This is a genomic window from Bacillus sp. JJ1562, assembly GCF_036962705.1.
In the GTDB taxonomy this organism is placed as follows: Bacteria; Bacillota; Bacilli; order Bacillales; family Bacillaceae_L; genus Ferdinandcohnia.
Genome location: NZ_JBALOQ010000022.1, coordinates 79,522 through 104,753 on the forward strand (window position 1 = coordinate 79,522; position 25,232 = coordinate 104,753).

Consider the following 25,232-nt stretch of genomic DNA (forward strand, 5'->3'; position numbering starts at 1 on the left):
TTAAAGATAAAGATAACTTGGAGGACAACATCATGAAAAAACGATATATCTTCCTTACTATTTTATTGATTGTGGTATTTGTTGGTGGAATTATAACAGGGACAAAGCTATCAAACCATAGTCAATTTGAAAATAAAATAACAAAGGATGCACCTCATTCTAGCAAAACACCTACACCTAAAAAAGTGCCAAATCTAGATTATATGCAGTCTAAGGTTCTAGTTGGGTATGTTCAGGATTTTCGAGATCCAAATCAAATCGATTATTCTAAATTAACGCATGTTATCTTTTCTTTTGTTCATCCAACGGAAAATGGTGAGATTCTCTTTACAGGCGATCACGCAACCAAGAATCTAAGAAATATGGTTGCAAATGCACATAAACATCATACAAAGGCGATACTTGCTGTTGGTGGTTGGTTCCATATGAATGGCGGAGAATCATATGATTATTTTTCAGCAGCACTCGCTAACCCTAATTCCCAAGCAAAGCTCGTAGATGAACTAATAGGAGTAGTTGAACGAGAGAATCTAGATGGAATTGATATTGATTTTGAACATCCACGTACAGATGCAGATACGAAGAATCTACATCAGTTTATTAAAATTCTAGGTGACACGCTACATGCCAATAACAAGGAATTATCAATTGCTGTCCACTCAAAAATTCACGGACAAACATTAACTGAGCTTGGATATGTTAAATATGATCCGTCTATGTTTCAATATGTCGACTATGTAAATATTATGGCTTATGATGGACAATGGGATGGTGGCTATTATGCAGAAAATTTATCCCCATATCCATTTACCGAGAGCATTGTGGGTTACTGGTCAAAGTTGTTTGAAACTCACAAATTACCTAAGGAGAAACTGGTTTTAGGAGTTCCATTTTATGGGCAACCCGCTGATCCGAATATCAAGCCAGTATCATATGAAGCAATCATCGAAAATAATCCGGAAAATGCGGTAAATGATACCGTCAATATGAATGGTACAACCTATTACTATAATGGCCAAACGATGATGACAAGAAAAACGGAGCTGGCCTTAAACCACGGTTTTGGCGGCATGATGATTTGGGAGCTTGGTCTGGATTCAAAAGGAGCAAACAGTTTAACAAATACACTTTATGAAACAATAGCTGCAACAAATATAAAAAACTATTATGCGATGAAAAAATAATTTGACTGTCATGTTATTTTGTTTTTCAACCATCCTAAAAGATGGAGGTGAAAAACATGGTAAATCGCAATCCAGTTGAATTTACAGGTAAAGTGTTAGATAAACGGAATACCTTAACAGGTCCAGATGATGAAAATAGAGCGGGACATCCAAAACGTCCGCAAAATGTACAGATAAAAAAAGATAAATAATGTAGGGAAAAAATGATTCGGGTAGAATCACTTTTTTTAGGATGATGTAATTTGTCCGCCATTCACATGAATGGTTTATGAACATCAATTCCCAATGATATAAAAACTTCCTTACTGGGGATTATAAGCCTATAAGGAGGAGTCCCTATGATGGAAAACAACGATGTTAATGTACATCCTTTGATGAATGAAAACCCCATTAGACAACAGATGAGAAAACGAAATGCAACCGATTTTAGCAGCTCATCTCTAAGAAGGATTGCATTAACACAATTGAGTCGAAAACGGTAAAAACGTTAGGGACGTCCCTAACGTTTTTTAGCTTAACGAAAAGCAAATTGCAGCATTTCAAACAATTTTATATATTCTTTAGAAGATGCCTTCCAGCTATAATCGAGCTTTAATGCTCTTTCAGAAAGCTCTCTCCATTTTTTAGGCTGGAAACGATAAAACCAGATCGCTCGCTCAATTGTATACAACATGTCATGTGCATTGTAATTCGTGAAGCTAAATCCATTACCAAGGTTGGTAAATTCATTGTAAGGTTGAACTGTATCCTTTAGTCCACCTGTTTCTCTCACGAGTGGCAGTGTCCCGTAGCGAAAGGCGAGTAATTGGCCGATCCCACAAGGCTCAAACTGTGATGGCATTAAAAACAAATCGGATCCCGCATAAATTTTTCGAGACAGTGTCTCGTCAAAAAAGATATTTGTTGATACCTTTGTTGGATATCGGTAAGCTAGTTCTCTGAAAGCATCCTCATAATGGCTTTCCCCTGTTCCAAGCAAAACAAACTGTATATTTTGGTTAAGGATTTCTTCAAATACATGCAAGACAAGGTCTATACCCTTTTGTTCAACGAGTCGTGTAATTATTGAGATAACAGGAACTTCTTCGTTAACTGGAAGTCCAAGATGCTTCTGCAATGCCCGTTTATTCTTCATTTTTCCTTCGTACGAATCATAAAAGTTAAAAATCGCCTTATCTGTAGCGGGATTATAATTTTCATCATCAATCCCATTAATAATTCCTTGCAATTCAAAATTACGTTTTCGTAAAAATCCATCCAACTGCTCCCCGTAATAGGCGGTTTGAATTTCATTTGCATAAGTTGGACTTACGGTTGTAAGTGTGTCAGCAAAGGCCAACCCAGCCTTCATATAACTGACATTCCCAAAAAACTCAACACCGTCTACATGGAAATAGCGTTCACTTACATCAAGTAATTCACCTAAAACAGACTTTGGGAAAACCCCTTGATAGCGTAAATTATGAATCGTAAATACCGTTTTAATCCCCTGATAGTCAGGATGGTTTGAATAATGTGCTTTTAATAAAAGTGGAATCGGTCCTGCTTGCCAGTCGTGACAATGAATGATATCTGGCTTGTTATCTAGATATGGGATTGCTTCCAACACCGCTCTAGAGAAAAATGCAAACCGCTCCCCATCGTCATAAAATCCGTAGCTTCCATACCGTTTAAAATAATACTCATTATCTAAAAAATAATAGTTAATGCCGTTGTGAACTAATTTTTCAATGCCACAATATTGTCTCCGCCATCCTAATGGCACCTCAATAATTCGTTCTAATACAAGCTGTTCCTTGTATTTATCGGCTAAATCGCCATATTTCGGAAGGATCACATTTACTTGTATTCCTTCCTTTTGTAAAGCGTTTGGTAAAGCCCCTATTACATCCCCTAGTCCGCCTGTTTTAATAAATGGAGCACACTCTGATGCTGCGAATAATACGTTCATGATTTTCCCCCACTAGATAATCTCAGCTTTTTTTATAACAGTTGGAGTAAATTCCCCAATGATAACTTTTTCAGATGTGATATTCACTTGTTTATCTGTTATCACATTTTCAAGATAGGTTCCTTCGTCAATAACGCCTTTTTGCATGATAATACTGTTTTTGACAGTGGCACCTTTGCGAATTTTTACCCCTCGGAATATAATGCTATTTTCAACCGTTCCCTCTATATCACTGCCGTTCGCAATTAAAGAATTGCTGACATTTGAGGTTGTCGAATATTTAACTGGTGGCTCATGCTTCGTTTTCGTATATATCTCCCAGTTGTCAAAGAAAAATTCCTTCGTTACTTGCGGATTTAAGAAATCCATATTTGTTTTATAATAGCTTGAAATTGAATGAATAAATGGCATATAACCTTTAAAATGATAGCTGTTTACTTTAAGACGATGTAGATTTGCTTTAACCAAATCTCGAATAAAATCATATTCCCCATTTTCATAGCATTTTGTAATTAGTTCAATTAGCAGTTTCTTAGAAAAAACAAAGGTTTCTGTACAAACAGGGTCTCCTTGGTTTGGAGAAGTATAAAGTTCTATGTTTGTCACTTTATCTTCTGCATTTAAGATGCATTTGTGATATATAGGTTTATCGACAGGCTCTCCATCATATTGCTTGTATACGACTGTAAGGTCTGCCCCACTTTCCCTATGGCTTTTAATGACTTCATTAAAATTAATTTTATAAACATGATGACCAGGAGATAATATCACAGTGTCTTCATGGGAACGCTTGAAAAATTCTAGGTGATCATAAAATTGCTGTATATCGCCGACTATATTTTTGTCCAGATGAACAGGAGGTAAAATAAACAATCCCCCATTTCGTCGATCAAGGTCCCATTCCTTTCCATTGCCAAGATGATCCATGATGGAACGATATTTATCCTTTGTGAAAACGCCCACTTTTTTGATTTGGGCGTTAATAAAATTGGACATAGTAAAATCGATTAGTCGATATCTACCTCCGAATGGTACAGCTGCCAAACAACGATGCTGGGTTAATTCTTTTAAATATTGTTTATCATTCACTAAATTAATTACACCAATTACTCGTTCCAATCCCAATCGCTCCTCATGAAATAGTTATTTACTTACGCTTAAGGGTCTTATAATGGTTTCGTCTCCAACTAATGTAATGGCAGCATTTGGGGCATCTGTTCCAATAATTGCTCCATCTGCTATGCATAAATCACTTGCGATAATTGCTTTGTGAATGGTCACATTTTTGCCAATTTGAACATTCGGCATGATAACAGAATCTTTAATAATCGAATTCTCTCCAACCTTCACATTGTATGAGAGTACGGAGTGGTCTACCGTTCCGTGTACGATACAGCCTTCATTGATTAATGACTGAGAAATTTCCGCAGCCGGTGATATATATTGTGGTGGATGAGTCGCGATTCCCGTAAAGAATGGCCAGCTCGGATCATGCAAATCAAAGCCAGGAGCATCATCTAACAAGTCCATATGAGCTTCCCAAAGGCTTTCGATTGTACCAACATCCTTCCAATAGCTATCAAACTGGTACGCATATAACTGATTATTGTCTTTTAGTAATTTTGGAATAACATCTTTCCCAAAATCGTTGGAAGAATGAAGATTTCCTTCGTCTTCGATTAAGTATTGTTTTAATAGCTTCCATTTGAACAAGTAAATCCCCATTGAAGCAAGATTGCTTTTAGGATTGGCTGGTTTTTCATCAAATTCAACAATTTTCTTTTCATCATTTGTATTCATGATTCCAAATCGGCTTGCTTCTGCCCATGGAACTTCAATGACTGCAATAGTAGCAGCAGCATCTTTTTCCAGGTGAAAGCGAAGCATCTTACTATAATCCATTTTATAAATATGATCGCCAGATAAAATAAGCACATATTCTGGATCATACTGCTCGATATAATGAATATTTTGGTAGACTGCATTGGCAGTTCCTTTGTACCAATCTCCACCATTCTTCCCAAGGTATGGCGGAAGGACTGTTACTCCCCCATTGTTCCGGTCTAAATCCCAAGGACGCCCATTGCTTACATAATTATTGAGCACATGTGGGCGATATTGAGTAATGACACCAACTGTATCAACACCTGAATGAGTACAATTACTTAAAGGAAAATCTATAATTCTGTATTTTCCACCAAATGGAACGGCGGGTTTGGCCAGGGTTGTCGTTAATTCCCCCAATCTTGACCCTTGACCACCTGCTAATACAACTGCAATCCACTTCTTTGACCTCATTTTTTGACGACACCTCTTTTTCTGTTTTTTGTCTGTTTTCTGAAAATACTAATCGCTAAAGGTGGAACCTTGATTGTCATGCTATATGGTTGATTATGTGCTGGCGTCTTATCAACTGTAATAGCTGTTGCGTTAATTTGACCAGATCCTCCAAATTCCACTGAATCACTGTTTAATACTTCTATATAACTCCCAGTCGATGGGACGCCAATACAATAATTTTCATAGACTTCTGTTGAAAAATTACAAACGATAATTGAGTAATCACCTTTGCGCTTTCCATGCCTCATAAAAGTAATCACAGATTGATCATGGTTATCAGGGTCAATCCATTCAAAGCCTTCTTGTGCATGGTCTAGTCTCCAAAGACTTGAATTCATCTGGTGAAAATGTTGAAGCTCTTTGAAAAAGGCTTGAAGCTTTGAATGGGATTCATAGTTAAGTAGCATCCAATCTAGCTCCTCAAGTTCCTTCCATTCGGAAAATTGGCCGAACTCTCCACCCATAAAGAGATGTTTTTTTCCTGGGTGGGTCATCAAATATCCGTATAGTAATCGCAAATTTGCAAACTTTTGCCAGTAATCGCCTGGCATTTTATCTAATAGGGATTTCTTTCCGTGTACAACATCATCATGTGAAAATGGTAATACAAAATTTTCTGAAAATGCATAAAAAAAAGAAAAAGTTAATAAGTTATGGTGATAACGTCTGTCAGATGGATGTAGTCGCATGTATTTAAGAACATCATTCACCCAGCCCATATTCCATTTATAATTAAACCCTAATCCACCTTCAGAGGTTGGTGCTGTAACAAGGGGATAATCGGTTGCCTCCTCTGCGATCATTAAAACCCCAGGATGCCGTTTGAAAATGGCCTCATTTGCTTTTTTAATAAACTCGATTGCTTCAAGATTTTCTTCTCCACCATATTGATTAAAAAGCTTTTCTTGTTGCGGGTTGTCATGGTTGAGGTAAATTAGTGAAGACACGGCATCGATTCGAAAGCCATCAATATGATACATATCCATCCAAAAAGCAAGATTGGATAATAAGAAACTATGAATCTCTGGTTTTGTAAAATCAAAGCTGTACGTTCCCCATAATGGTCGATCAGCTCGTTTTGAATCAGTTGGCTCATAAAGAGGAGTTCCATCAAACCTTCCTAATCCGTGTTCATCACGGCAGAAATGAACGGGAACCCAATCAAGAATAACGCCTATGCCTTTGAGGTGACATTGGTCCACAAAATACATGAAATCTAAAGGACTACCATGTCTACTCGTTACTGAATAAAAACCTGTTATTTGGTAGCCCCAGGATAAATCAAATGGATGTTCCATAATAGGCATCAATTCAATATGTGTAAAACCATGTTCTATTACATAATCAATCACTTCATCCGCTAGTTCACGGTATGAATAAAAGCTGCCATCTTCTTTCTTTTTCCAAGAGCCAGTATGTAGTTCATAAATTAGCATTGGATTATTGTAGGAATCAGCTTTATCTCGGTTTTTTATCCATTTCTTATCATTCCATTTGTACTGGTCAAGTCTTGATATAACGGAAGCAGTATTTGGTCTTACTTCAGAAGAGAATGCATATGGATCTGCTTTTAGTTTCTTTTCGCCATTTGCATTAGTGATTTTATATTTATAAAGTTCACCCTCTTTTAATCCTGGAATAAATCCAATCCAAACACCAGAGTTTGGAATCATTATAAGGCTATTTTCACTGCCATCCCATTTATTAAAATCTCCAACGACAGACACGGCCTTGGCATGAGGTGCCCAAACAGAAAAACGAACACCGTCTACACCTTTATAGGTCATGACATGTGCACCAAGCATCTTGTAGCCTTCTAATAATGTTCCTTCGTGAAATAAATACAGGTCGAACTCACTTGGAAAAAGTTCAGCCTCCTTTTCAAGTGTAGAATTCACTAACATATCCTCCTTTTGTTATATGTAAGTAGAAAGTTTGTAATACCAAAAATTTATGTCATTTGTATGAAATTAATAAATAATAATAAGACCAAGGTTTGGTATTACCTTCTCACTTTATTATATTAATTCGTGGTGTGTGAGATTTATTCCTTTGGCGAATAATGTTTTTTATTGTCATAAAAGGTAGAATAGGCAGAAAATTATTATTTTAATGTGAATATTTTTGAAAATAAATATGAAACCGTTTACAATACGATGTTGATTTGTGGGAGTTTTTTACTTTTTTGTGCAGAAATTTGATATTGTGAAATAATGTAAAAAATGGTGAGGTCCTTTGGTTTTTGCTATATTGGAATATTTTTTGGTTTTGTATTTGTACATACTGTAAAATACTCCACACAAAAAAGCTGCTTACGCAGCTTTTTAAGAAATTTTTTGTTGTGCAAGGTCCTCCATTTTCGTGAGGAAAATATAGGACATCGCAACTGACCATGCTAATGGGGTGTTTCCGTTTGGTTTATTTGTACCACCTACATAGAGCTCAGGAACCTCCCAATTATCAGGCACAATCCTTTTCGTTTTTTCTATATATTCACTTGCTTTATGAAATTGACCTAATTCAAGGTAGCAAAGCCCTAGCCATGGGAAACCAAAGCACCACTCAGCTTCATTTCCTTCATTATAATACTGATCATTTTCATAGCGAATCACACCATACGTGCGCTCCAATTTTGAGGAAACGGTTTCAACAATCTTAATGGCAGTATCACGGTCAACCACCCGATAAGGGAATACAAGGGAAAGGAGTGCTAAATCAGAGTCCTTTGTTTCGCTTTCTCGCGGTAATAAGTTTCGGAGTGCATTTTCACCTTTTTTAATTAGATCTTCTTTTACATTAACAAGGATTTTTACGGCATTTAGTCCCGCGACACATGCCCCTATACTTGAAGCATGAACTTCCATGTTCTCTTCCCACATGCCATTATCTTTTGCTTTCCAATATTGAAGGCATTCTAGATAATCGACGAGCTTTTGAACAATTTCAATATCCTTTTTATCTCGGATTACTTTTTGTCCTAATCGGTAGCCTTCACCAACTCCCCATAAAAATGCGCCAATTGCATCATTTTGGGCATGCCCCCATTCGACAGGCATCTCTTTTAAATCTGTGGAATACCGTGAATGGATGTATTCAAACAAATAAATTGGTTTCTTTTTCCGATGGATATCAATTTTCCACTCATACGTCTTAAACATATCAAATAATGCATGATAAGCGTTCACATATCTGTCAGACGGTTCATTGATAAATGGAAGAACTGTATATACAATATCTCGAATCCACACATAGCTATAATCATTTGATAAACTTGCTGTATAAGCACCATTTGATAAACGCATACGGTCAAGAACCTGAATTGCTTTATTGGTATACATTTCGTATCACCCCATTAGCTTATTTACTATACATTCATTCTTGACAGAAATCATATTTATAAAACACATCAAAGGCATTTAAGGTTATTTACTTAATTAATAATTATTATTAATTTATATTCTATAATATGTAAGCACAGCCAAAATGATAACAAATGTCATCTTTTTGTGATAAACGCCTACGTTTTTGTGCATGTCACAGCCCGATTTTTCTTCATTCAAGCAAAATGTTTCACAAAAATTTAAAAGACCAAATCACACTTTTTCGTGGTTTTGGTCTTTTTTGTGCAGGATTATTATTTATTAAAGATTATTGAAATGATTTCGTCTGCTGTCATATTGCTGTTAATTTCGAATGTGCCAAGCTTTAAGTATTTGGCAACGCCTTTTTTCTCGACTAGGTTTGCGAAATCCCAAGCATTTCCGCTAATAATTTGGGCTGAAATAAGTGCTTTTCCGACCTCATAGCTTGTCATACCCTCGGAGACAGTGATGACGGTTTGCTTGACTTCCGGTTCAGCAGGTTCTTCTTTTGGTTCTTCCACCACTTCTTCTTTTACTTCTTCTTTTGGTTCTTCTTGTGCTTTATCAACCGTATTATTTGTTTCAGTATTAGCATTATTCCACTCATCTGAAGACAGGACAGCGTAACCTTCTGCAGTTAGAAGGCTCTTCAACTCTTCAACGGTTGGTTTTTCTTCTGCCTTTGAACTCGTTGCTTGTTGGGGACCGAAAAAATAAACAACAGCACAAACCACTGCAGCAAGTAATAGCCCAGAGGCGAAGCTAGTTAATGTTTTAGCGGTCATTGGCTGCTTTTCTCCCTTCTGTTTGCTTGATAAAAGGAGATAGCAAACCTTGTACTTCGATCTCACTTAACTTTTTCTCATTCGCAATGCTTGTCACTGAATATCCTCTTTTATATAAATCAAGTGCATCACGAAGTAACCCACGATGTTCTTTATCTGTAGTATCAATCCCTGCTTGGTTTGCAAGAATTTCATTGTCTAATTCGAGGTTTCTCATTTGCTGTTGTAGCTTGTTTATTTCCTCCATAAAAGTTACTGAAAATAATTCAAGCTCTCGCTGTTCTACCTTTTTTGCTTTTTTCGTAAGAGCATAAGATAAAATAAGTAAAACCGCTGCTACTCCAAATAATATGACTAACGCCCATTCCATAATTGGACATCTTCCTTTCCAAGCTTTTTGTCTTACAACAGATAATTATACAATGAAATGAGACAAATTTCGATTGATTTCGATAAAATCCTTCCATGGTCAGTATTTATGGAAGAAATTAACGCGCGAAAAACAAGGTTTCGCGTCTTTTGACCTATGTACAATCGCAATTGGTAAATGTTTGTTGTCATGAGCAACCAGAAATTACTAAACCCAAACATAAAAATGGATGCCCTATTGCACGCGTGTCGCTGAGTGCAGGGAGAAGAAATCAGAAGCTGAGTTGAACATATCCATAATTTATAAAAACTAAATTAACAAATAAAACGGATTCCATAGAAGGAACCCGTTTCAATAATAGATGTTATCTTTGAAATTTTAAATCTACTTTTGTGTTATCAACAAAATTAGCATCGATATCTACTTTAGAAATATTCGTTACTTCAATTCCAAGTACATCAGAAACAGTTGCTAAATATTCATTCCAAGCTGTGTCATTTTTTGGGATGATACCCTCCACAAGCCTGGAAATTTCTTCACTAGCTTCCGTACCTTTTAATACTTCCACGCCTTCCTCTGTCCGTTTTTGAATATGATCTTTATCATTTTTCTTATTTACATGAATATTGTAGAAAGTACCGTCATTCGCTCTAAGCTGCACTTTTAAGTTACGAAGATCAAAAGGATTACTAATGTTAGATTTTTCTCCTTGCTTATAAGAGAAAGATGCTTTTGCATTGTTTGTGAAAGTCACTTTTGCATCTGCTTTTTTTACATCTGAAAACTCAACTCCTAGGGCAGTCGAAAACGATTCAATAATTCTTCCTTACTGATATTCTTTGATAAATCAAGATTTTTTACAAATTCAATGACACGGTCATTTGCTTCTTGTCCTGTTAATTCAATTACCTCATTACCTGTTTCCTTCTGAATTTTCACCTATACAATACCATCATCATTGTCATATGAAACTTTATACTTCGCATCATTAAGAAAGACATTTGCTTGAAAACGATCAATGGATTGCCAAATATTATTTACATCTACATTTTGAACGATTGGGGTAGGCTCCTTTACTTCCTGTGCCGATGCGTGACCAGTTACACTAAAAGCTAAAGCAGATACTAATAGAGCAGTTGTTATTTTTTTCATTTAAAATAATCCTCTCGTTTTATTATTTTTTTTGGTTGTTTTGTAAACTTTGTTTCATGAAAACTATCATTAAATAGATGAAATATTTGATGAGTTGCTCTGTCCTCCATCAGGTTTTACAGGCTCTCTTCCAATCGAGAAATATTCAACCTTATATTGTCTAGCTTCTTCTGCGGTATAACAGTTTCGACCATCAAAGATAATCGGTTTTTCCACAAGTAGGCTTGATAAGATTAAAGTTTTTTCTACAATCTCTTTCCAGTCCGTTAACAGAAAAATGACGTCTGCTATTTTAATGGCATCTTCAATTCGATCTACATACTTAACACTTTTTGGAAGGATTTCCTTAGCGTTTTCATTTGCAATTGGATCATAGGCAACTAATTCAGCACCTTCATTATCTAGCACTTTAGAAACACTAATAGAGGCTGCCTCTCTCATATCATCCGTGTTAGGCTTAAAGGAAAGACCTATAAGGGCAATCCGTTTTCCTTTAAGCGAACCAAAGAGTTCCTTTGCCTTTTTGACTAGTACAGTTTTTTGTTTTTCATTAATTTGGATAACCGATTTTAGTAACGAAAAATCATGATTGACAGCCTCCGAAGTTTTGAGCAATGCCTTTGTATCTTTAGGGAAGCAAGATCCACCATAACCAATTCCCGCTTTAAGGAATTTGGAACCGATACGTGCATCCATCCCAATCCCCTTCGAAACCTCCGTAATATCAGCACCAACATTTTCTGAAAGATTAGCAATTTCATTAATAAAAGAAATTTTTGTTGCTAGAAACGCATTAGCAGCATATTTAATCATTTCTGCACTGCTGATGCTGGTTTTTATAACTGGTAGACCAAACGGCTTATTAATTTTTTCTACTACATTAGCCGCTTCAGGGTCTTCGGTTCCAATTACAATACGATCACCATGAAAGGTATCATACACGGCCGATCCTTCACGTAAAAATTCAGGGTTTGAAACAACTTCAATACAATGGTTACCTTGTAAATTAGCCAAAACTAATTCTTTAATTTTATAATTCGAACCAAGCGGAACAGTGCTTTTTGTCACTACTATAACATCACGTCTAATATTTTGACCGATGTCCCTTGCAGCTTGGAAAATATAAGAAAGATCAGCTGCTCCATCTTCTTCTTGAGGCGTACCAACAGCAATGTAGATTACCTCAGCATCTTTTAGACCAATATCATGATTTGAAACAAATTGAAGGGTTCCCTTTTTTAGATTCTTTACTATTAATTCCTCTAATCCTGGTTCATAAATCGGGGAGACTCCTTGCTTAAGCAATTCGATTTTTTCGTTGTTAATATCGAGACAAGTGACATCATGGCCAATTTCAGACAAACAAACACCTGTTACCAGCCCAACATAACCTGTTCCGATAATTGTAATTTTCATTAAAACTCCTCCTTTGAAAAGCTCTAATAATTTTTTAATATCAATATTTAAATTCTAGAAAACGCAATTGGGAGATTTTAAATCAACAATAAATCGCGTACTTCTCATCTCCTATTTTTAAGAAATATTATGATCCATATCGATAACTAGATTTTTTAAATAGGCTTCGATATTTTCACTTATTTCTGATCTTTCTAATGCAAAGTCAATTGTTGCTTTTACGAAGCCAGTTTTATCTCCAACATCATAGCGTTTACCTTTGAAATTATAGGCTAAAACAGTTTGTTTTTCGTTCAACAGTTTAATCGCATCTGTTAGTTGAATTTCATTTCCTGAGCCTGGCGGTAATGTTGCCAAAATCTCAAAAATTTCCGGTGTAAGGATATAACGACCCATGATGGCATAATTGGATGGCGCTTCTTTAATGGCTGGTTTTTCAACAACCGAATCAATGGGAAGTACACCGTTTTTAAGCGTATTACTTTTATTCGGATCAATAATTCCATATTTAGAAACTTCGTGAGGCTCAACTACCTGAACTCCAAGAACAGATGCTTGATGCTGGTCAAAAACATCAAGCAGTTGCTTTAGGCAAGGTACGTCGGCTTTAACGATGTCGTCCCCAAGAAGTACGGCAAATGGTTCGTTTCCAATAAACCGATGTGCACAATATATGGCATGCCCTAAGCCAAGAGGCTCTTTTTGACGGATATAATGGATGTTTGCTAGATTTGAAATTTCTTGGATTTCTTGAAGCTTTTCATACTTTTCTTTTTTTAATAAGGTTTCTTCTAACTCATATGATTTATCAAAGTGATCCTCTATTGCCCGCTTATTACGCCCGCTGATTACAAGAATATCTTCAATACCAGAATGCACCGCTTCTTCAACAATATATTGAATGGTTGGCTTATCCACAATTGGAAGCATTTCTTTTGGTTGTGCTTTTGATGCAGGGAGAAATCGTGTGCCTAAACCAGCGGCAGGAATAATCGCTTTACGAACCTTCAAATTAAACATCTCCAATCACAAAAGATTCATAGAATAAACCTTTCTTATTTATAAAAATTTTACTCTCTAGTTCCCCAAGAAGATGAACGAAGAGTAAGTAATGCCCAGATACGAAGTGGACATAGTATGATTAAGAATAACAATCCATATAGCGGCGCCATTAAAAATGTCAATGGTCTTTTATACGCATAAAAGACATTTCGCGCATAGGCTGAAATAATAACATAGGCAAGGTAATAGATTAAAATAATCCAAGCCATCGTAGAAGAAGCAATATAAAAAGCCATAACTAAAGAAATCCCAAAGGCGATCCACAGAAACATTTCTAGGATGACCCAAATAAAGACGTTCGGCTTTTTTAAACCAATTTTTAAGGCAATTAAGCTTTCTCTAAAAAATGATTTGTTCCATCGTGATTGCTGTTTAATTAAAGTTCTTAATTTAGTTGGAGCGTCAGTAATACAACGGGCAGTAGATTGATATAATGTCTTTCCTTCTCTAATTGCATAGTTTGTTAGGCAACGGTCATCACCTAATTGTACTTGTTGACCAAGAAAGTTTTGATTGCCATAATGCCCTAAGTTTTTCATGACAACTTCCCTACGATATGCACTTAATGGACCACTACATACCAGTACATTATTCGTAACAGAGTGAGCAGCACGCTCAACACGGAATGCATTATCATAGCGCATATCAATTAAGCGAGTAAGAATATTAGCTGTCCGATTCCGAATATTTACATGACCTGTCGTAGCAGTTACATTAGAATCATTCAAAGGCTTTAATAATTCACGAATAGCATCAGGGAACACTGTACAGTCGGAATCAACCGTTACATAAATATCACCTGTTGCCCGTTCAAAGCCCCAAATTTGAGCGTGTCGTTTCCCTTTGTTTTCCGGCAGACGGTGAACAATCAAGTTTGGCATTTGATCCGATAACGTTTCCAATGATTCAAGATTATCCCTAAGCTTTAAAACAGCTTCATAGGCTGAAGTATCTTTACTGCCATCATCGATGATGAAGATTTCATGAATAGGATAATCTTGTTTTAATATACTTTCGACTGTCCCCAATACAGCTTCGGGGGCTTCATTATAAGAGGGAATCACGACGGATACTTTTAAATCTGGTGGTTCCATTGTGACTTCCGCATATTTAAACGAAAGAAGCATTTTTCCCAGTAGGTAAGTAATCATAACAGACCCATAAACTCCAATCGTTAGATTTATTGCGTTTGTTGCCGTCCAGTTCACAAAGAAAAGGCAAAATACAGTAATCACAAATAATGTGATTACAAAAGTTTTTTCTTTTTTCGAAAACCTTTTCCTTGTTTCAATGCTTTGTGTGTTCGATCGTGATTGAACACCTTCTCCATCTTTTGCCATCTTTTTCTCCTCACAATTCTCATTATTTTTCTTTTTGTTTTCACACAATAGAGTATTGATTAAGACTTGTTTTGTTCATGTATCGTTTTTCCTGTATCAAAATCTATTCCTGTCCGTTCATTGAATGAAAAACGCTACATATCAACGATGTAAGCGTTAAAACAACAAAATACGTCGTTGAAAAATCTGTAATCTTCTATTATTATTAGGGATTTTTGAACTTGTACTAAAGGCTTTCAAGTACGGTGTGAGCGATATTTTTGTACGTGTAAAGAAAGACACGAAAAATTAACAAAAAAAAACAAAAAATATTAATAAAAAAACGAAATATGAGGTAAAAAACTATTCGGCAAAAATTTTTTTAAAAAGATAATTTGTACCTAGAAAGATTTACTATTTTCTAAATCAAAATACTTTTTTGGGCAAATTGCTTGGAAATATTTCATAAGATACATTTCAAATTAAAAAATAGAAAAAAATGGTAATCTCTATATCTTGTAACAATCATTGGTACATTAGATCTTTCATTATTTTGATTTCAATAGCAATCTGTTTAACTACTATTGGAACTTTGCTAAATACAAATCATATATTTCAACAGTCACTTCATCAAAATGTACAACATACAAATATAGAAGACCTCACTTTTTATTAGATGATACGTGCTTTCTTTTATGGTAGATTAGATTAAAAACCATAAATATTTTTTTATGGAGGAAGGAAATGAAAAAAATACTCGTTTTGCCGCTCTTTACAATGGAATCCGGACATCATAGAACTGCTGACACACTAATTGATTCTTTTAGAAAACAGGATTCTTATATTCAATGTGAAAAAGTAGAGTTTCTCAGCTATATAAGTCCGGTATTTGAAAAGCTCATTTCCAACGTGTACTTAAAATGGATAACAAAAAGTCCCGTGATATACAGCAAATTCTACAAACAATTCTTTAGCAAAAAATCTGTCATCCTTTGCTCTATATACGAAGCACTCTTTTTAGAAAAAATGGAACAGTTACTTGAGGAAACACAGCCGGATATAATTATATGTACACATAGCTTTCCATCGTTTTTCGTAAGTAAACTTAAAGAATATGGTGTTTGTAAAACGCCAATGATTAATGTGTATACAGATTTTTTCATTAATGAGCTTTGGGGAATCAATCAAGTAGATATGCATTTTGTCCCTTCAAAAGAAACTAAGACTGATTTGATCAAAGCATCAGTTCCTGAAGAAAACATCATCAAAACTGGAATTGTTACAGCCGATTTAGTCTCCAAAAGACCAGGTAGACGGACAAATAATAAAAAAATGCACATTCTTGTATCCGGGGGGAGCTTAGGTTTAGGAAATCAGCTATCCTTTCTTAAATCCGAGAATAGAGACTTAGTCGAATATCGTGTCCTATGCGGATCCAATGCAAAATTATATAAGGAAATTGCTTCATTAAATATAAATTCAATTAAACCTCTACCCTATATTACGTGTACTGAACAGATGAATCATTTATATAATTGGGCTGACGCAATTATTACAAAACCGGGTGGCGTGACTATTAGTGAAGCCATAAAGAAAAGAATTCCAATCTTTATCCATTCGGTTCTCCCAGGACAAGAAGAAATTAATATGAATTATTTAGAACGAAAAGGATTGGTTCAAAAACTAAATAAGACTAGATCAGTGGAGGAACAAGTGGTAACAGCACTAAAAAATCCAGCTGGTATAATACAAATGAATAAAGCAATCAATCTCTACCTTAGTGAGATTGAGATGAACAACTGTGTAGAAGTAGCAAGTTATATTATAGAAAAGGTGACAAGCAAGAACTCGAATAAGCGAGTTCAATACCTTGATCAAATATTATCCAGAATCTATTGCAGTCTATAAGACTTATTTCCCTTATGTGATAAAATAAATTATTTTAGGAGGATTTTGCTGGAATTTAAACATAATCAAAAGAAAGAGGCACCCCCGAAGGGAACCTCTTTCTTTTGATTTATACAGGTTTTTCATCATGAACACCACTTGATTTCGCATGTAAATCTCGAGTCTTTTTAAGCTTTGGAACAGGGATCACAAAACTGCTAAGTGGAATGTATTGAAACATTTTAATAAAAACCACCGCAATGATTAAAACGGCTAAAAACATGATAGGCACGTAATCTACATTCCAGTATTGTTCTGGTAAATGGCGGGCAAATAGATACAAAATTAGTGGGTGAATCAAGTAAATTCCCATTGAGTATTGGCCAATTATTGTAAGAGTCTTTTTGAACACATTCCATCTGGCTAAAAATGGATAAATCCCAATAATAGCGATACTTAGTAATGGAATATTTGCTAAATTTGTTAATCTTCTATTTGAAATATCCCCATATATTGTATATTCAATGACTGCACCTATTGAGATAATCAAGATTAGTGTAAGCATCTTCCAAGGACGCTTTGTTGCAAAGGAGAGAATTTCATTCCAAAAGTAAGCTAGTAATCCACCAAAAGCAAAATAAAAAATCCAGATTGGCATAAAAGATTTGCTTGCTATAAATTCTCCGATTACCCCTTCTAAATCCGGATTAAATCCAAAGAGATTATAACTCACTAAAAATGATAGAAATAAAAATACGATCATCATAGTTTGGGTTCGAAATAGCTTTTGTAAAAATGGAAAGATAAAATAGAATTGAATAATGATCAGAAAAAAATAAAGATGATAAAAGGCATTCCCCATTAAAATATTTCCAATTTCTCCTTTAATACGTCCTAGCTCTTGATTCTCGTAATAATAAAGGAGGTAACGATAGACTAAGCTCCAAATTAGAAAAGGGAGTACAATCTTAGTTACACGAGATGAAAGGAAATGACCTAATCGAAAACCTCTTCTTTTTACTTGATAGAAAAGAAGAAAACCACTTAGAACAACTAAAATTGGAGTACCGAACCGACCATATTGGTTAATAAAATAAGTAAACCAATTCCATGTATCTTCATTCATTCCATAGTGTGTAGCTGAAACATGGACACCAACAACTGCTAAACAGGCAAATGCACGTAAAAAATGAATCTCAAAGAGATAATTGTTATTTTGTTGGCTTGAATCACTTGTTGTTTCATTAGACATTCAATTTTTCCTCCTTTACCACAAAATTCAACCTCATTTTAATTCAAACATGAAGGTATTTGTTGGCTTTTTATGAAAAGGATTCAATAGTCCTGAATATTAAAAGTGAACGAAATATACAAAAAACCTCAATGTAAACGCTGTATCGATTGATATCATGGGTAGGTTTTTTTCCCTAATTCTTAGCCAGTCAGAAAAATTGATGTTAAAGTCATGGACTCTTTGCCATCTTACCTTTAATTTGTCACGATACAGTTTAAATTGAACCAGAATACTTAGAAAGTAGTTTTCCTTTTTCTTTTTTGACCTAGGTTTGAAAAATTGTGAATGATGAAGTGAGCAAATATACCTAAAATATCGGAATCACTAACTGATTTGATTAAATCCTGCTAGGCATGCCGAGAAACGTAAAGCATAAAGGGATTTTTGATGGTGGCTTTATTAAAACTCATTGTTTTTACTTAGCCGGAAGATTCGGAGGTATCAAGAATGACGGTTAGTGCATTAGATTTGTGAATGGTCAATGTGGAGTATTTACGAATAGACAAATTACAAATATAAACGTTTGTGATAATGAGCATGTAAATGTTTTAGAATATTAATAATAAGGTTTTTTACATATCCACTTTCCATGGTGAAATACCTTATTATCATTTCCTATACTATTAAAAAACCAGATCCTCATAAAGAGCATCTGGTTTGACTAATTTTTTATTCATATTCTTTATCAATATCTTTAGTACTTCTGACGGTATCAATCGGACGAACATAACTCTCAATAGCCTCACGCTTTGGCTCTAAGAATGGTGGTAAAGATAGTTTTTCTCCTAATGTTTCATAAGGTTCATCCCCCATAAAACCAGGTCCATCTGTAGCAAATTCAAATAGAATTCCAGGTGCTACTCTTGAATAAAGTGAACCGAAGAAGAAACGATCAACAAAGCCCGATGTTTGGAGACCGAATCCGCGTATATGATTGTCCCACTCCTCAAGGACTGATTTATCCTCTACACGAAAAGCTGCATGGTGGACTGTTCCAAAACCTTGTTGTGATGGTGGAAGAACAGTGTTATTTTCAACGACAACCTGTGCCCCATTTCCTCCCTCACCTACTTCAAACAGGTGATTGGAGCCTTCAGCTGCAATTTCTTTAAATTGTAAAACTTTTTCAAGCATTTCCTTAAAGAAATCAAAATGAGCAGTTCGTACAAATATTGGTCCTAAACCAGTGATTGCATATTCTAATGGTATTGGCCCTTTTTGCCATGGAGTACCGGCAAGCACACCTTTATTGTTTTCGTCTGAAACTAATTGATATTGTTGATCATCAAAGTCAACGAAAGATAGTGTTTTTACCCCAAATTGTTCTTTTACTCCAAAATGTTTAACATTTAATCGATTAAACCGTTTTTCCCAATAATTAATCGCAGCATCGGTTGGAACGCGGAAAGATGTTTTTGAAATTTCATTTGTACCATGTACTCCTTTCGGGATTCCTGGAAAATCGAAGAATGTCATATCTGTACCAGGACTTCCTTTATCGTCTGCAAAAAACAAGTGATATGTTTGAATATCATCTTGGTTTACGGTTTTTTTTACTAGTCGCATTCCTAATACATAGGTGAAAAATTCATAGTTCTTTTCTGCACTACTGGTGATCGCAGTGACATGGTGTATTCCTTTTAATCCGTTCATTACTTATGCCTCCAATATAGTACGTGTATTTTAGTTTTTCCAAGCAATTATAAATTATTTATAAAAATATCTTTAAGTGAGATATCTTTAATTCAAGATAATTATACTGTTTATTAAAACTTGTGTCAATAAAGGAATTCTAAAAAAGAAAAGTCCCCACCTTGGTGAGGACTAACTTAATCAAATACGCCTTGGCGTATTTGTGCCCAGATTTTTTCGAGCTTTCTCAAAAAATTTCCATTGAAAATCGCATGTCTCCGCCGGAGGCTTTAACTTTATTCTCCAATAATGACACGAAGAACATTTGGACGATCTTTAAACGTTTTTGTGCCGGCCCCGTAGCCAATTGCTGCTACCTTCATTGAAGGAAAGCTGCAAAATTCATCTGTGAGGACGGATATAATTCCTGCTCCAGTGGGAGTCGTGAGTTCAAAACGAATATCGCTTTGTTCAATTGGTACCCCTTTTAAAATTTCAAGAGTAGCAGGTGCTGGAACAGGATAAATGCCATGGTCAATATGGATTTTACCTGTTCCAACTGGTACAGGTGACGATTTAACTGAAGTTATTTCTAATTGATGCAGTAAAATAGCTGCTCCGACAATGTCAATTATAGAATCAACAGCACCAACTTCATGAAAATGCACTTTTTCCAATGGAAGTCCATGGATAAGACCTTCCGCTTCACCGATTTTCTTAAAAATCTTAAGTGATATTTCCTTTACTTCAGTGGCCAATTCAGATTCCTCAATCATCTTCACAATATCCTTATAGGCACGATGTGAATGATGGTGATTATGGCCATGATCGTGGTCATGGCTGTGATGATCTTGTTCATGATTATGGTGATGAGCATGGCTATGGTCATGTGTATGTATATGTTCATGATGATGGTGGTCATGAGTATGTTCGTGATGATGGTCGTGATCATGATGATGGTGTACATGCTCATGATCGTGGTAGTGCTCATGTGATTGCTTATGGCCTTCATCTTTTAAAATGACATCAAATTTTGTTGATGTGATCCCGTTTTTTACGACCTTTTTCCATGCTAATTCGTATTCATCTTCAAATTGAAGTTTCATTAATTCCTCAACAAATTTTTGTGGGTCACCACCTGCATCAAGCAATGCACCAATTACCATATCCCCACTAATTCCGGAAAAACAGTCAAAATATAATGTTTTCATTTAATCTAGTTCCCCTTTTCGTGCAAGTTGATCAATTAAGACGGCGTTGTAAGCACCACCGAAACCATTGTCGATATTCACTACACTGATTCCAGATGCACAGGAATTAAGCATTGTTAGTAAGGCTGATAATCCATGAAAATTTGCCCCATAACCGATACTTGTTGGGACTGCAATAATTGGGTGGGATACTAGTCCACCAACTACACTTGGCAAGGCGCCTTCCATACCAGCAACAACAACAGAAACATTTGCATTTCGAATCTCTTCAATGTTATCAAATAAACGATGGATGCCAGCTACCCCTACATCATAAAAGCGACGAATGTTACTGCCTAACACCTCAGCTGTTATAGCTGCTTCTTCCGCCACACGTAAATCAGAGGTTCCTGCACAAATAATAGCGATATAGCCATTTCTCTGTTTGGTATCGATTGTATCGTCCTTCCAATATAGAACCTGGGCTATTTCATTGTAAGTAAACTCAGGATTTGATTGTAAAATAAAATCTGCTTTCTCCTGCGAAATGCGGGTCACAAGTACATTATCCCCGCGTTCCTTAATAACATTTACAATTGTTTGAATCTGTTCTCTCGTCTTGCCCTCACCAAAAACAATTTCCGGGAACCCTTGTCTATTTTTTCGATGATGGTCAATTTTTGCAAACCCTAAATTCTCATAGGTTGCTAGTTGCTTTTTAGCATCTTCTATACTTAATGTTCCTTTTTTGACTTGCTCTAAGATTTCTTCTACCATGTTTCACACACCTTAATCGATTTCAATATCGATGTATACCTAAAGTAAAGCGCCAGTATCAGACTGACGCTTATGTTTAGAAATGTTTGATAATATCTTTTCCAATTGCATCATATTTTGCGTAAATAGCTTTGTATTTCTCATGGTTTTCGCTATTTGGTAAAACAGGCTCTCCCATTGGGATATTGTTCTTGATTTCTTCAAAGGAATTCACTTTACCGATGCCTACCAGTGCTGTCCAAGCTGCACCCCAAGCTGCACTATGATGGCTTTCTGGGACGTAAACCTCTTTACCAAAAACATCAGCAAGCATTTGAAGCCACAATGGTGAACGTGCCAATCCACCGTTTACATAAAGTTTTTCGGTTTCTCCGGCTTGTTTTTCTAATGCTTGTCCGATTTGGTATAGATTAAATGTAATCCCCTCTAAAACGGCACGAACAAAGTGCTCAGTTTTATGGGTAACAGACATTCCAAAGAAGTTACCACGGGCTTGTTGGTTCCATAATGGAGCGCGTTCCCCATTTATATATGGGTGGAAAAATAAACCTTCAGCACCCGGGCCAACCTTTGCAGCCTCTGCAGTAAAATGATCAAAGCTTTCTTGGTAATTAAGTAGCTCTTTTAACCATTGAAGGGCAATTCCACCGTTATTCGTTGGGCCACCAACTATAAAATATTCATCAGAAAAAGCATAACAAAAAGTTTCATGTTTTCTATTTGATTGGAATCCTTTTGTAAATTGGCGAATGGCTCCACTTGTACCAGCTGTTACAGCAACTTCACCTGGAGAAATCGCTCCAATTCCTAAATTAGCAAATTGACCATCTGCAGCTCCGATAATAAAAGGTATTTCGTTTGAAATTCCCATTTCATCTGCAATAGCAGATTTAATGTCAGTTAATGGGTAGGTTGGTGGGACGATTTTTGAAAGCATGTCTTCTGTGATACCAGCTTTTTTAAGCACTTCTTCATCCCATTGAAATGTTTTTCCGTTAAACATTCCAGTAGCAGAAGCCATAGAATAATCAATTACTCGCTTGCCAAACCATTTTAATAGTAAATATTCTTTAATGGATAAGAAATAACTGGCTTGGTTATATGGAATATAATCAATTTCCTTCATCCAAATGAGCTTTGCTAAAGGTGACATCGGATGAATCGGCATACCTGTTCTTGAAAAAATTTCAAGACCGTCTGATTCCATAAGTTCATTCGCTTGTTTTGTACTTCTACCGTCAGCCCAAATCAATGCTTGGGAAAGAGCTTCTCCATTATCACCCATACAAATGATGGAATGCATGGCTGCTGAAATACCCAAGCTAATAATTTCATCTTTGATAACATTCGCTTGCTGAATGGCCATATTAATTGCCTTTACAGCAGAGCGCTCAATTTCGTCAGGGTCTTGCTCAACCCATCCTTGCTTAGGGTAGTAAGAGGTAACTAGATCCTCAGCTTCTGCAATTACCTTACCATCTAAAGTAAAGATAACTGCTTTTGCACTGGTTGTCCCAAGATCGAGACCAATGACGTATTCATGTGACATACCTACATCTTCCTTTACACGTTCTATCGTATCTTAGTTAGTTTGTGACTTAATGTTACCATATTATTCTTTGACAAAGAAAAAGCTTTGGAAAGAATCCAAAGCTTTTTCACTTAAGAAAGGACTTTATTCATACTTCCACTCTTGTAACCTACTAAATCTAGTGTTATATATTTATAGCCAATTGAATTCAGTTCTTTCGTAATGGCTTCATGATTTTCAAGGACAATTTTCATATCATTAGGTTCAACTTCAATCCTTGCAATTTCTTGATGAGTGCGGACACGAACCTGACGGATTCGAAGAGTTTTAAGAAAAGCCTCTGCTCTTTCAACCTTTGTTAATTTTTCCATCGTAATTTTTTCACCGTAAGCAATCCGTGAAGACAGACAAGCAAATGATGGTTTACTCCAAGTTGGCAAATCAAATTCACGAGATAATTCTCTAATTTCATCTTTAAAAAGATTTGCCTCCTGTAACGGACCACGAATTCCTTTTTCCTTAGCTGCCTTCATGCCAGGGCGGAACTCATTCATATCATCAGCTATGACACCATACACAACATTGTGATAGCCTTCACGTTCCATAACTGGAATGAGATGATCAAACAGACTACTCTTACAGAAATAACAACGATTTCGATCATTCTCTGTATAACCAGGAATGGCTAGCTCCGATGTTTCAATGACACGATGGTTTGCCCCAATGTGTTTTGCAAGGATTTGAGCTTCTTTAAGCTCAGTTGAAGGATATGTTTCTGAATCTGCAGTTACCGCCAATACATTTTCTTTTCCAAGTGTGTCGACAGCAACTTTAAGTAAGAAGGTACTGTCAACGCCACCGGAAAAAGCAACGACAACTGATTCCATCTCACGGAGAATTGACACAAGCTTTTGATATTTTTCGTCGAACATTGTCTTATCCCCCTTCTCTCCCGGTTGTAATTGTTCTCTTTCTATTTATATCATTTAAAAATACGTAACAGAAGTACTATTTTAGATAGTCATGCTTCCAAATCCGCCATCAACGCGAATGAATGTACCAGTTACGAAGCTAGAAGCATTTTCTGAAGCTAAGAATACCGCTGCTCCTTTTAGCTCATCTGGGTTACCGAAACGATTCATTGGAGTGTGTCCCATGATAGACGCTACACGTTCTTCACTTAAGATCTTACGGTTTTGTTCAGCAGGGAAGAATCCTGGAATAATTGCATTTACACGAATTCCGTTTGGTGCGAATTCTCTTGCCAAGAACTGAGTCATGCTGTTAACACCAGCTTTTGAAACAGAGTATGTAAATACTTTAGATAGCGGTGTTGTAGATGACACAGAAGAAATATTAATAATGCTTCCTTTGCTTCCTAGTTCAATCATTTTCTTCGCGAAAATTTGAGTCGCTACTACATAACCTTTAAGGTTTACATCCATGATTTTGTCATATTCATCCATTTCAAGCTCGAAGAATGGAGTTGGACTGTTCATGCCTGGTGCATTTAGAAGGATGTCAATTCCACCAGACCAAGCTTGAATTTCTTTCGCAGCATTTTCAAGTGATTCACGTGAAAGTACGTCTGCTGTAAAAGCTTTCGCAACTCCACCCTCTGCTTCGATTTCTTTTACAACTGCTTCTGTTTTTTCAAGGTTTCGTCCAACGATAGCTACCTTTGCGCCATGTTCAGCAAATCCCTTACAGATAGAAGAACCTAGAACACTATTTCCACCGATTGCTACAGCTGTTTTTCCAGTTAAGTCAAATAATTTAGTCATGTCTATTCCCCTTTGATTATGAAATTAAGTCTTGTTTAGTAAAGAGGATTACTCCTCTCATGAATCAAATGCGCTTTGGCGTATTTGCGCCCGATTTTTAGGCCCACAGGAAGTGGGTCATAAAGACGTTGCCACAGGAAGTGGCGTACTTAGTCTTTGATCTTACTAATCGAAAAATTTCCTTTGAAAAATCGTG

Annotated in this window: 24 protein-coding genes; 4 read left to right on the forward strand and 20 right to left on the reverse strand. The window is 36.0% G+C overall.

Translation table 11 applies throughout. The annotated features are described in order from the left end of the window. Nucleotides 1-32 precede the first annotated feature (32 nt). From V7097_RS14570 to V7097_RS14580, 3 genes are all read left to right on the forward strand, one after another. Nucleotides 33-1,184: a glycoside hydrolase family 18 protein gene (locus V7097_RS14570; RefSeq protein WP_335704354.1), complete on the forward strand. Its 1,152-nt coding sequence runs from the start codon at nt 33-35 to the stop codon at nt 1,182-1,184. Nucleotides 1,185-1,240: 56 nt separating this feature from the next. After that, the gene (locus tag V7097_RS14575; RefSeq protein ID WP_335704355.1) at nt 1,241-1,375 is read left to right on the forward strand and encodes a hypothetical protein; all 135 of its coding nucleotides are present in this window, start codon (nt 1,241-1,243) and stop codon (nt 1,373-1,375) included. A 147-nt stretch (nt 1,376-1,522) separates the two neighbouring features. Next, complete coding sequence (locus V7097_RS14580; RefSeq protein WP_335704356.1) at nt 1,523-1,666, forward strand: hypothetical protein; 144 nt, start codon at nt 1,523-1,525, stop codon at nt 1,664-1,666. 32 nt (nt 1,667-1,698) lie between these two features. Here V7097_RS14580 and glgA read toward each other — a convergent pair whose 3' ends face one another. The 13 genes from glgA to V7097_RS14645 form a co-directional block, all read right to left on the reverse strand. Then, entirely contained in the window at nt 1,699-3,135 is a 1,437-nt protein-coding gene (glgA, locus tag V7097_RS14585; protein ID WP_335704357.1) for a glycogen synthase GlgA, read from the reverse strand. A 12-nt stretch (nt 3,136-3,147) separates the two neighbouring features. Further along, the gene (gene glgD, locus V7097_RS14590; RefSeq protein WP_335704358.1) at nt 3,148-4,254 is read right to left on the reverse strand and encodes a glucose-1-phosphate adenylyltransferase subunit GlgD; all 1,107 of its coding nucleotides are present in this window, start codon (nt 4,252-4,254) and stop codon (nt 3,148-3,150) included. Between the two features lie 24 nt (nt 4,255-4,278). Beyond that, a complete protein-coding gene (locus V7097_RS14595) occupies nt 4,279-5,433 on the reverse strand; it encodes a glucose-1-phosphate adenylyltransferase (protein WP_335704359.1) in 1,155 nt (384 codons plus the stop codon). Next, nucleotides 5,430-7,373, reverse strand: coding sequence for a 1,4-alpha-glucan branching protein GlgB (gene glgB, locus V7097_RS14600; protein ID WP_335704360.1), 1,944 nt, complete (start codon nt 7,371-7,373; stop codon nt 5,430-5,432). Before glgB ends, V7097_RS14595 begins: the two co-directional genes overlap by 4 nt. A gap of 426 nt (nt 7,374-7,799) precedes the next feature. Next, a complete protein-coding gene (locus tag V7097_RS14605) occupies nt 7,800-8,813 on the reverse strand; it encodes a glycoside hydrolase family 15 protein (RefSeq protein WP_335704361.1) in 1,014 nt (337 codons plus the stop codon). 296 nt (nt 8,814-9,109) lie between these two features. Beyond that, on the reverse strand, nt 9,110-9,622 hold the full coding sequence (locus V7097_RS14610; protein WP_335704362.1) for a hypothetical protein: 513 nt from the start codon (nt 9,620-9,622) through the stop codon (nt 9,110-9,112). Further along, nucleotides 9,612-9,992, reverse strand: coding sequence for a hypothetical protein (locus V7097_RS14615; protein ID WP_335704363.1), 381 nt, complete (start codon nt 9,990-9,992; stop codon nt 9,612-9,614). The genes V7097_RS14610 and V7097_RS14615 overlap by 11 nt, the downstream gene beginning before the upstream one ends. Nucleotides 9,993-10,356: 364 nt before the next feature. Continuing rightward, the gene (locus V7097_RS14620; protein WP_335704364.1) at nt 10,357-10,746 is read right to left on the reverse strand and encodes a hypothetical protein; all 390 of its coding nucleotides are present in this window, start codon (nt 10,744-10,746) and stop codon (nt 10,357-10,359) included. A gap of 38 nt (nt 10,747-10,784) precedes the next feature. Beyond that, on the reverse strand, nt 10,785-10,931 hold the full coding sequence (locus tag V7097_RS14625; protein WP_335704365.1) for a hypothetical protein: 147 nt from the start codon (nt 10,929-10,931) through the stop codon (nt 10,785-10,787). After that, the gene (locus V7097_RS14630) at nt 10,932-11,144 is read right to left on the reverse strand and encodes a hypothetical protein (RefSeq protein ID WP_335704366.1); all 213 of its coding nucleotides are present in this window, start codon (nt 11,142-11,144) and stop codon (nt 10,932-10,934) included. It abuts the gene before it with no gap. Between the two features lie 69 nt (nt 11,145-11,213). Further along, a complete protein-coding gene (locus V7097_RS14635) occupies nt 11,214-12,560 on the reverse strand; it encodes a UDP-glucose dehydrogenase family protein (protein ID WP_335704367.1) in 1,347 nt (448 codons plus the stop codon). Between the two features lie 117 nt (nt 12,561-12,677). Then, entirely contained in the window at nt 12,678-13,571 is an 894-nt protein-coding gene (gene galU, locus V7097_RS14640; protein WP_335704368.1) for a UTP--glucose-1-phosphate uridylyltransferase GalU, read from the reverse strand. A 59-nt stretch (nt 13,572-13,630) separates the two neighbouring features. After that, a complete protein-coding gene (locus tag V7097_RS14645; protein WP_335704369.1) occupies nt 13,631-14,962 on the reverse strand; it encodes a glycosyltransferase family 2 protein in 1,332 nt (443 codons plus the stop codon). Nucleotides 14,963-15,685: 723 nt separating this feature from the next. Here V7097_RS14645 and V7097_RS14650 point away from each other — a divergent pair. Then, nucleotides 15,686-16,849 (forward strand): MGDG synthase family glycosyltransferase, encoded by a 1,164-nt coding sequence (locus tag V7097_RS14650; RefSeq protein WP_335704370.1) that lies wholly within the window; start codon nt 15,686-15,688, stop codon nt 16,847-16,849. A gap of 109 nt (nt 16,850-16,958) precedes the next feature. Here the strand turns inward: V7097_RS14650 and V7097_RS14655 are convergent, their stop codons facing one another. The 7 genes from V7097_RS14655 to V7097_RS14685 all read right to left on the reverse strand — a co-directional run bounded on the left by V7097_RS14655 (nt 16,959) and on the right by V7097_RS14685 (nt 25,036). Further along, on the reverse strand, nt 16,959-18,080 hold the full coding sequence (locus V7097_RS14655) for an acyltransferase (RefSeq protein WP_335704371.1): 1,122 nt from the start codon (nt 18,078-18,080) through the stop codon (nt 16,959-16,961). A 711-nt stretch (nt 18,081-18,791) separates the two neighbouring features. Further along, entirely contained in the window at nt 18,792-19,775 is a 984-nt protein-coding gene (locus tag V7097_RS14660; protein WP_335704372.1) for a ring-cleaving dioxygenase, read from the reverse strand. Nucleotides 19,776-20,050: 275 nt separating this feature from the next. Further along, nucleotides 20,051-20,965, reverse strand: coding sequence for a LarC family nickel insertion protein (locus V7097_RS14665; RefSeq protein ID WP_335704373.1), 915 nt, complete (start codon nt 20,963-20,965; stop codon nt 20,051-20,053). Next, nucleotides 20,966-21,721, reverse strand: a complete 756-nt coding sequence (larB, locus tag V7097_RS14670) for a nickel pincer cofactor biosynthesis protein LarB (RefSeq protein ID WP_335704374.1) — start codon at nt 21,719-21,721, stop codon at nt 20,966-20,968. A gap of 76 nt (nt 21,722-21,797) precedes the next feature. Further along, nucleotides 21,798-23,270 (reverse strand): gluconokinase, encoded by a 1,473-nt coding sequence (locus tag V7097_RS14675; RefSeq protein WP_335704375.1) that lies wholly within the window; start codon nt 23,268-23,270, stop codon nt 21,798-21,800. Nucleotides 23,271-23,383: 113 nt separating this feature from the next. Then, nucleotides 23,384-24,184, reverse strand: a complete 801-nt coding sequence (larE, locus tag V7097_RS14680) for an ATP-dependent sacrificial sulfur transferase LarE (protein WP_335704376.1) — start codon at nt 24,182-24,184, stop codon at nt 23,384-23,386. Nucleotides 24,185-24,265: 81 nt separating this feature from the next. After that, nucleotides 24,266-25,036 carry an SDR family oxidoreductase gene (locus V7097_RS14685; RefSeq protein ID WP_335704377.1) on the reverse strand — a complete coding sequence of 257 codons (771 nt, stop codon included), beginning with the start codon at nt 25,034-25,036 and terminating at the stop codon, nt 24,266-24,268. Nucleotides 25,037-25,232: the final 196 nt, after the last annotated feature.

Coding starts and splice junctions, on each gene's coding strand:
- V7097_RS14650 (WP_335704370.1), top strand. CDS start 15,686: ATGAAAAAAATACTCGTTTTGCCGCTCTTTACAATGGAATCCGGACAT.
- V7097_RS14665 (WP_335704373.1), bottom strand. CDS start 20,965: ATGAAAACATTATATTTTGACTGTTTTTCCGGAATTAGTGGGGATATG.
- V7097_RS14655 (WP_335704371.1), bottom strand. CDS start 18,080: ATGTCTAATGAAACAACAAGTGATTCAAGCCAACAAAATAACAATTAT.
- V7097_RS14675 (WP_335704375.1), bottom strand. CDS start 23,270: ATGTCACATGAATACGTCATTGGTCTCGATCTTGGGACAACCAGTGCA.
- V7097_RS14610 (WP_335704362.1), bottom strand. CDS start 9,622: ATGACCGCTAAAACATTAACTAGCTTCGCCTCTGGGCTATTACTTGCT.
- V7097_RS14570 (WP_335704354.1), top strand. CDS start 33: ATGAAAAAACGATATATCTTCCTTACTATTTTATTGATTGTGGTATTT.
- V7097_RS14685 (WP_335704377.1), bottom strand. CDS start 25,036: ATGACTAAATTATTTGACTTAACTGGAAAAACAGCTGTAGCAATCGGT.
- V7097_RS14595 (WP_335704359.1), bottom strand. CDS start 5,433: ATGAGGTCAAAGAAGTGGATTGCAGTTGTATTAGCAGGTGGTCAAGGG.
- V7097_RS14630 (WP_335704366.1), bottom strand. CDS start 11,144: ATGAAAAAAATAACAACTGCTCTATTAGTATCTGCTTTAGCTTTTAGT.
- larE (WP_335704376.1), bottom strand. CDS start 24,184: ATGTTCGACGAAAAATATCAAAAGCTTGTGTCAATTCTCCGTGAGATG.
- V7097_RS14635 (WP_335704367.1), bottom strand. CDS start 12,560: ATGAAAATTACAATTATCGGAACAGGTTATGTTGGGCTGGTAACAGGT.
- V7097_RS14660 (WP_335704372.1), bottom strand. CDS start 19,775: ATGAACGGATTAAAAGGAATACACCATGTCACTGCGATCACCAGTAGT.
- V7097_RS14580 (WP_335704356.1), top strand. CDS start 1,523: ATGATGGAAAACAACGATGTTAATGTACATCCTTTGATGAATGAAAAC.
- V7097_RS14645 (WP_335704369.1), bottom strand. CDS start 14,962: ATGGCAAAAGATGGAGAAGGTGTTCAATCACGATCGAACACACAAAGC.
- V7097_RS14575 (WP_335704355.1), top strand. CDS start 1,241: ATGGTAAATCGCAATCCAGTTGAATTTACAGGTAAAGTGTTAGATAAA.
- V7097_RS14615 (WP_335704363.1), bottom strand. CDS start 9,992: ATGGAATGGGCGTTAGTCATATTATTTGGAGTAGCAGCGGTTTTACTT.
- larB (WP_335704374.1), bottom strand. CDS start 21,721: ATGGTAGAAGAAATCTTAGAGCAAGTCAAAAAAGGAACATTAAGTATA.
- glgA (WP_335704357.1), bottom strand. CDS start 3,135: ATGAACGTATTATTCGCAGCATCAGAGTGTGCTCCATTTATTAAAACA.
- V7097_RS14605 (WP_335704361.1), bottom strand. CDS start 8,813: ATGTATACCAATAAAGCAATTCAGGTTCTTGACCGTATGCGTTTATCA.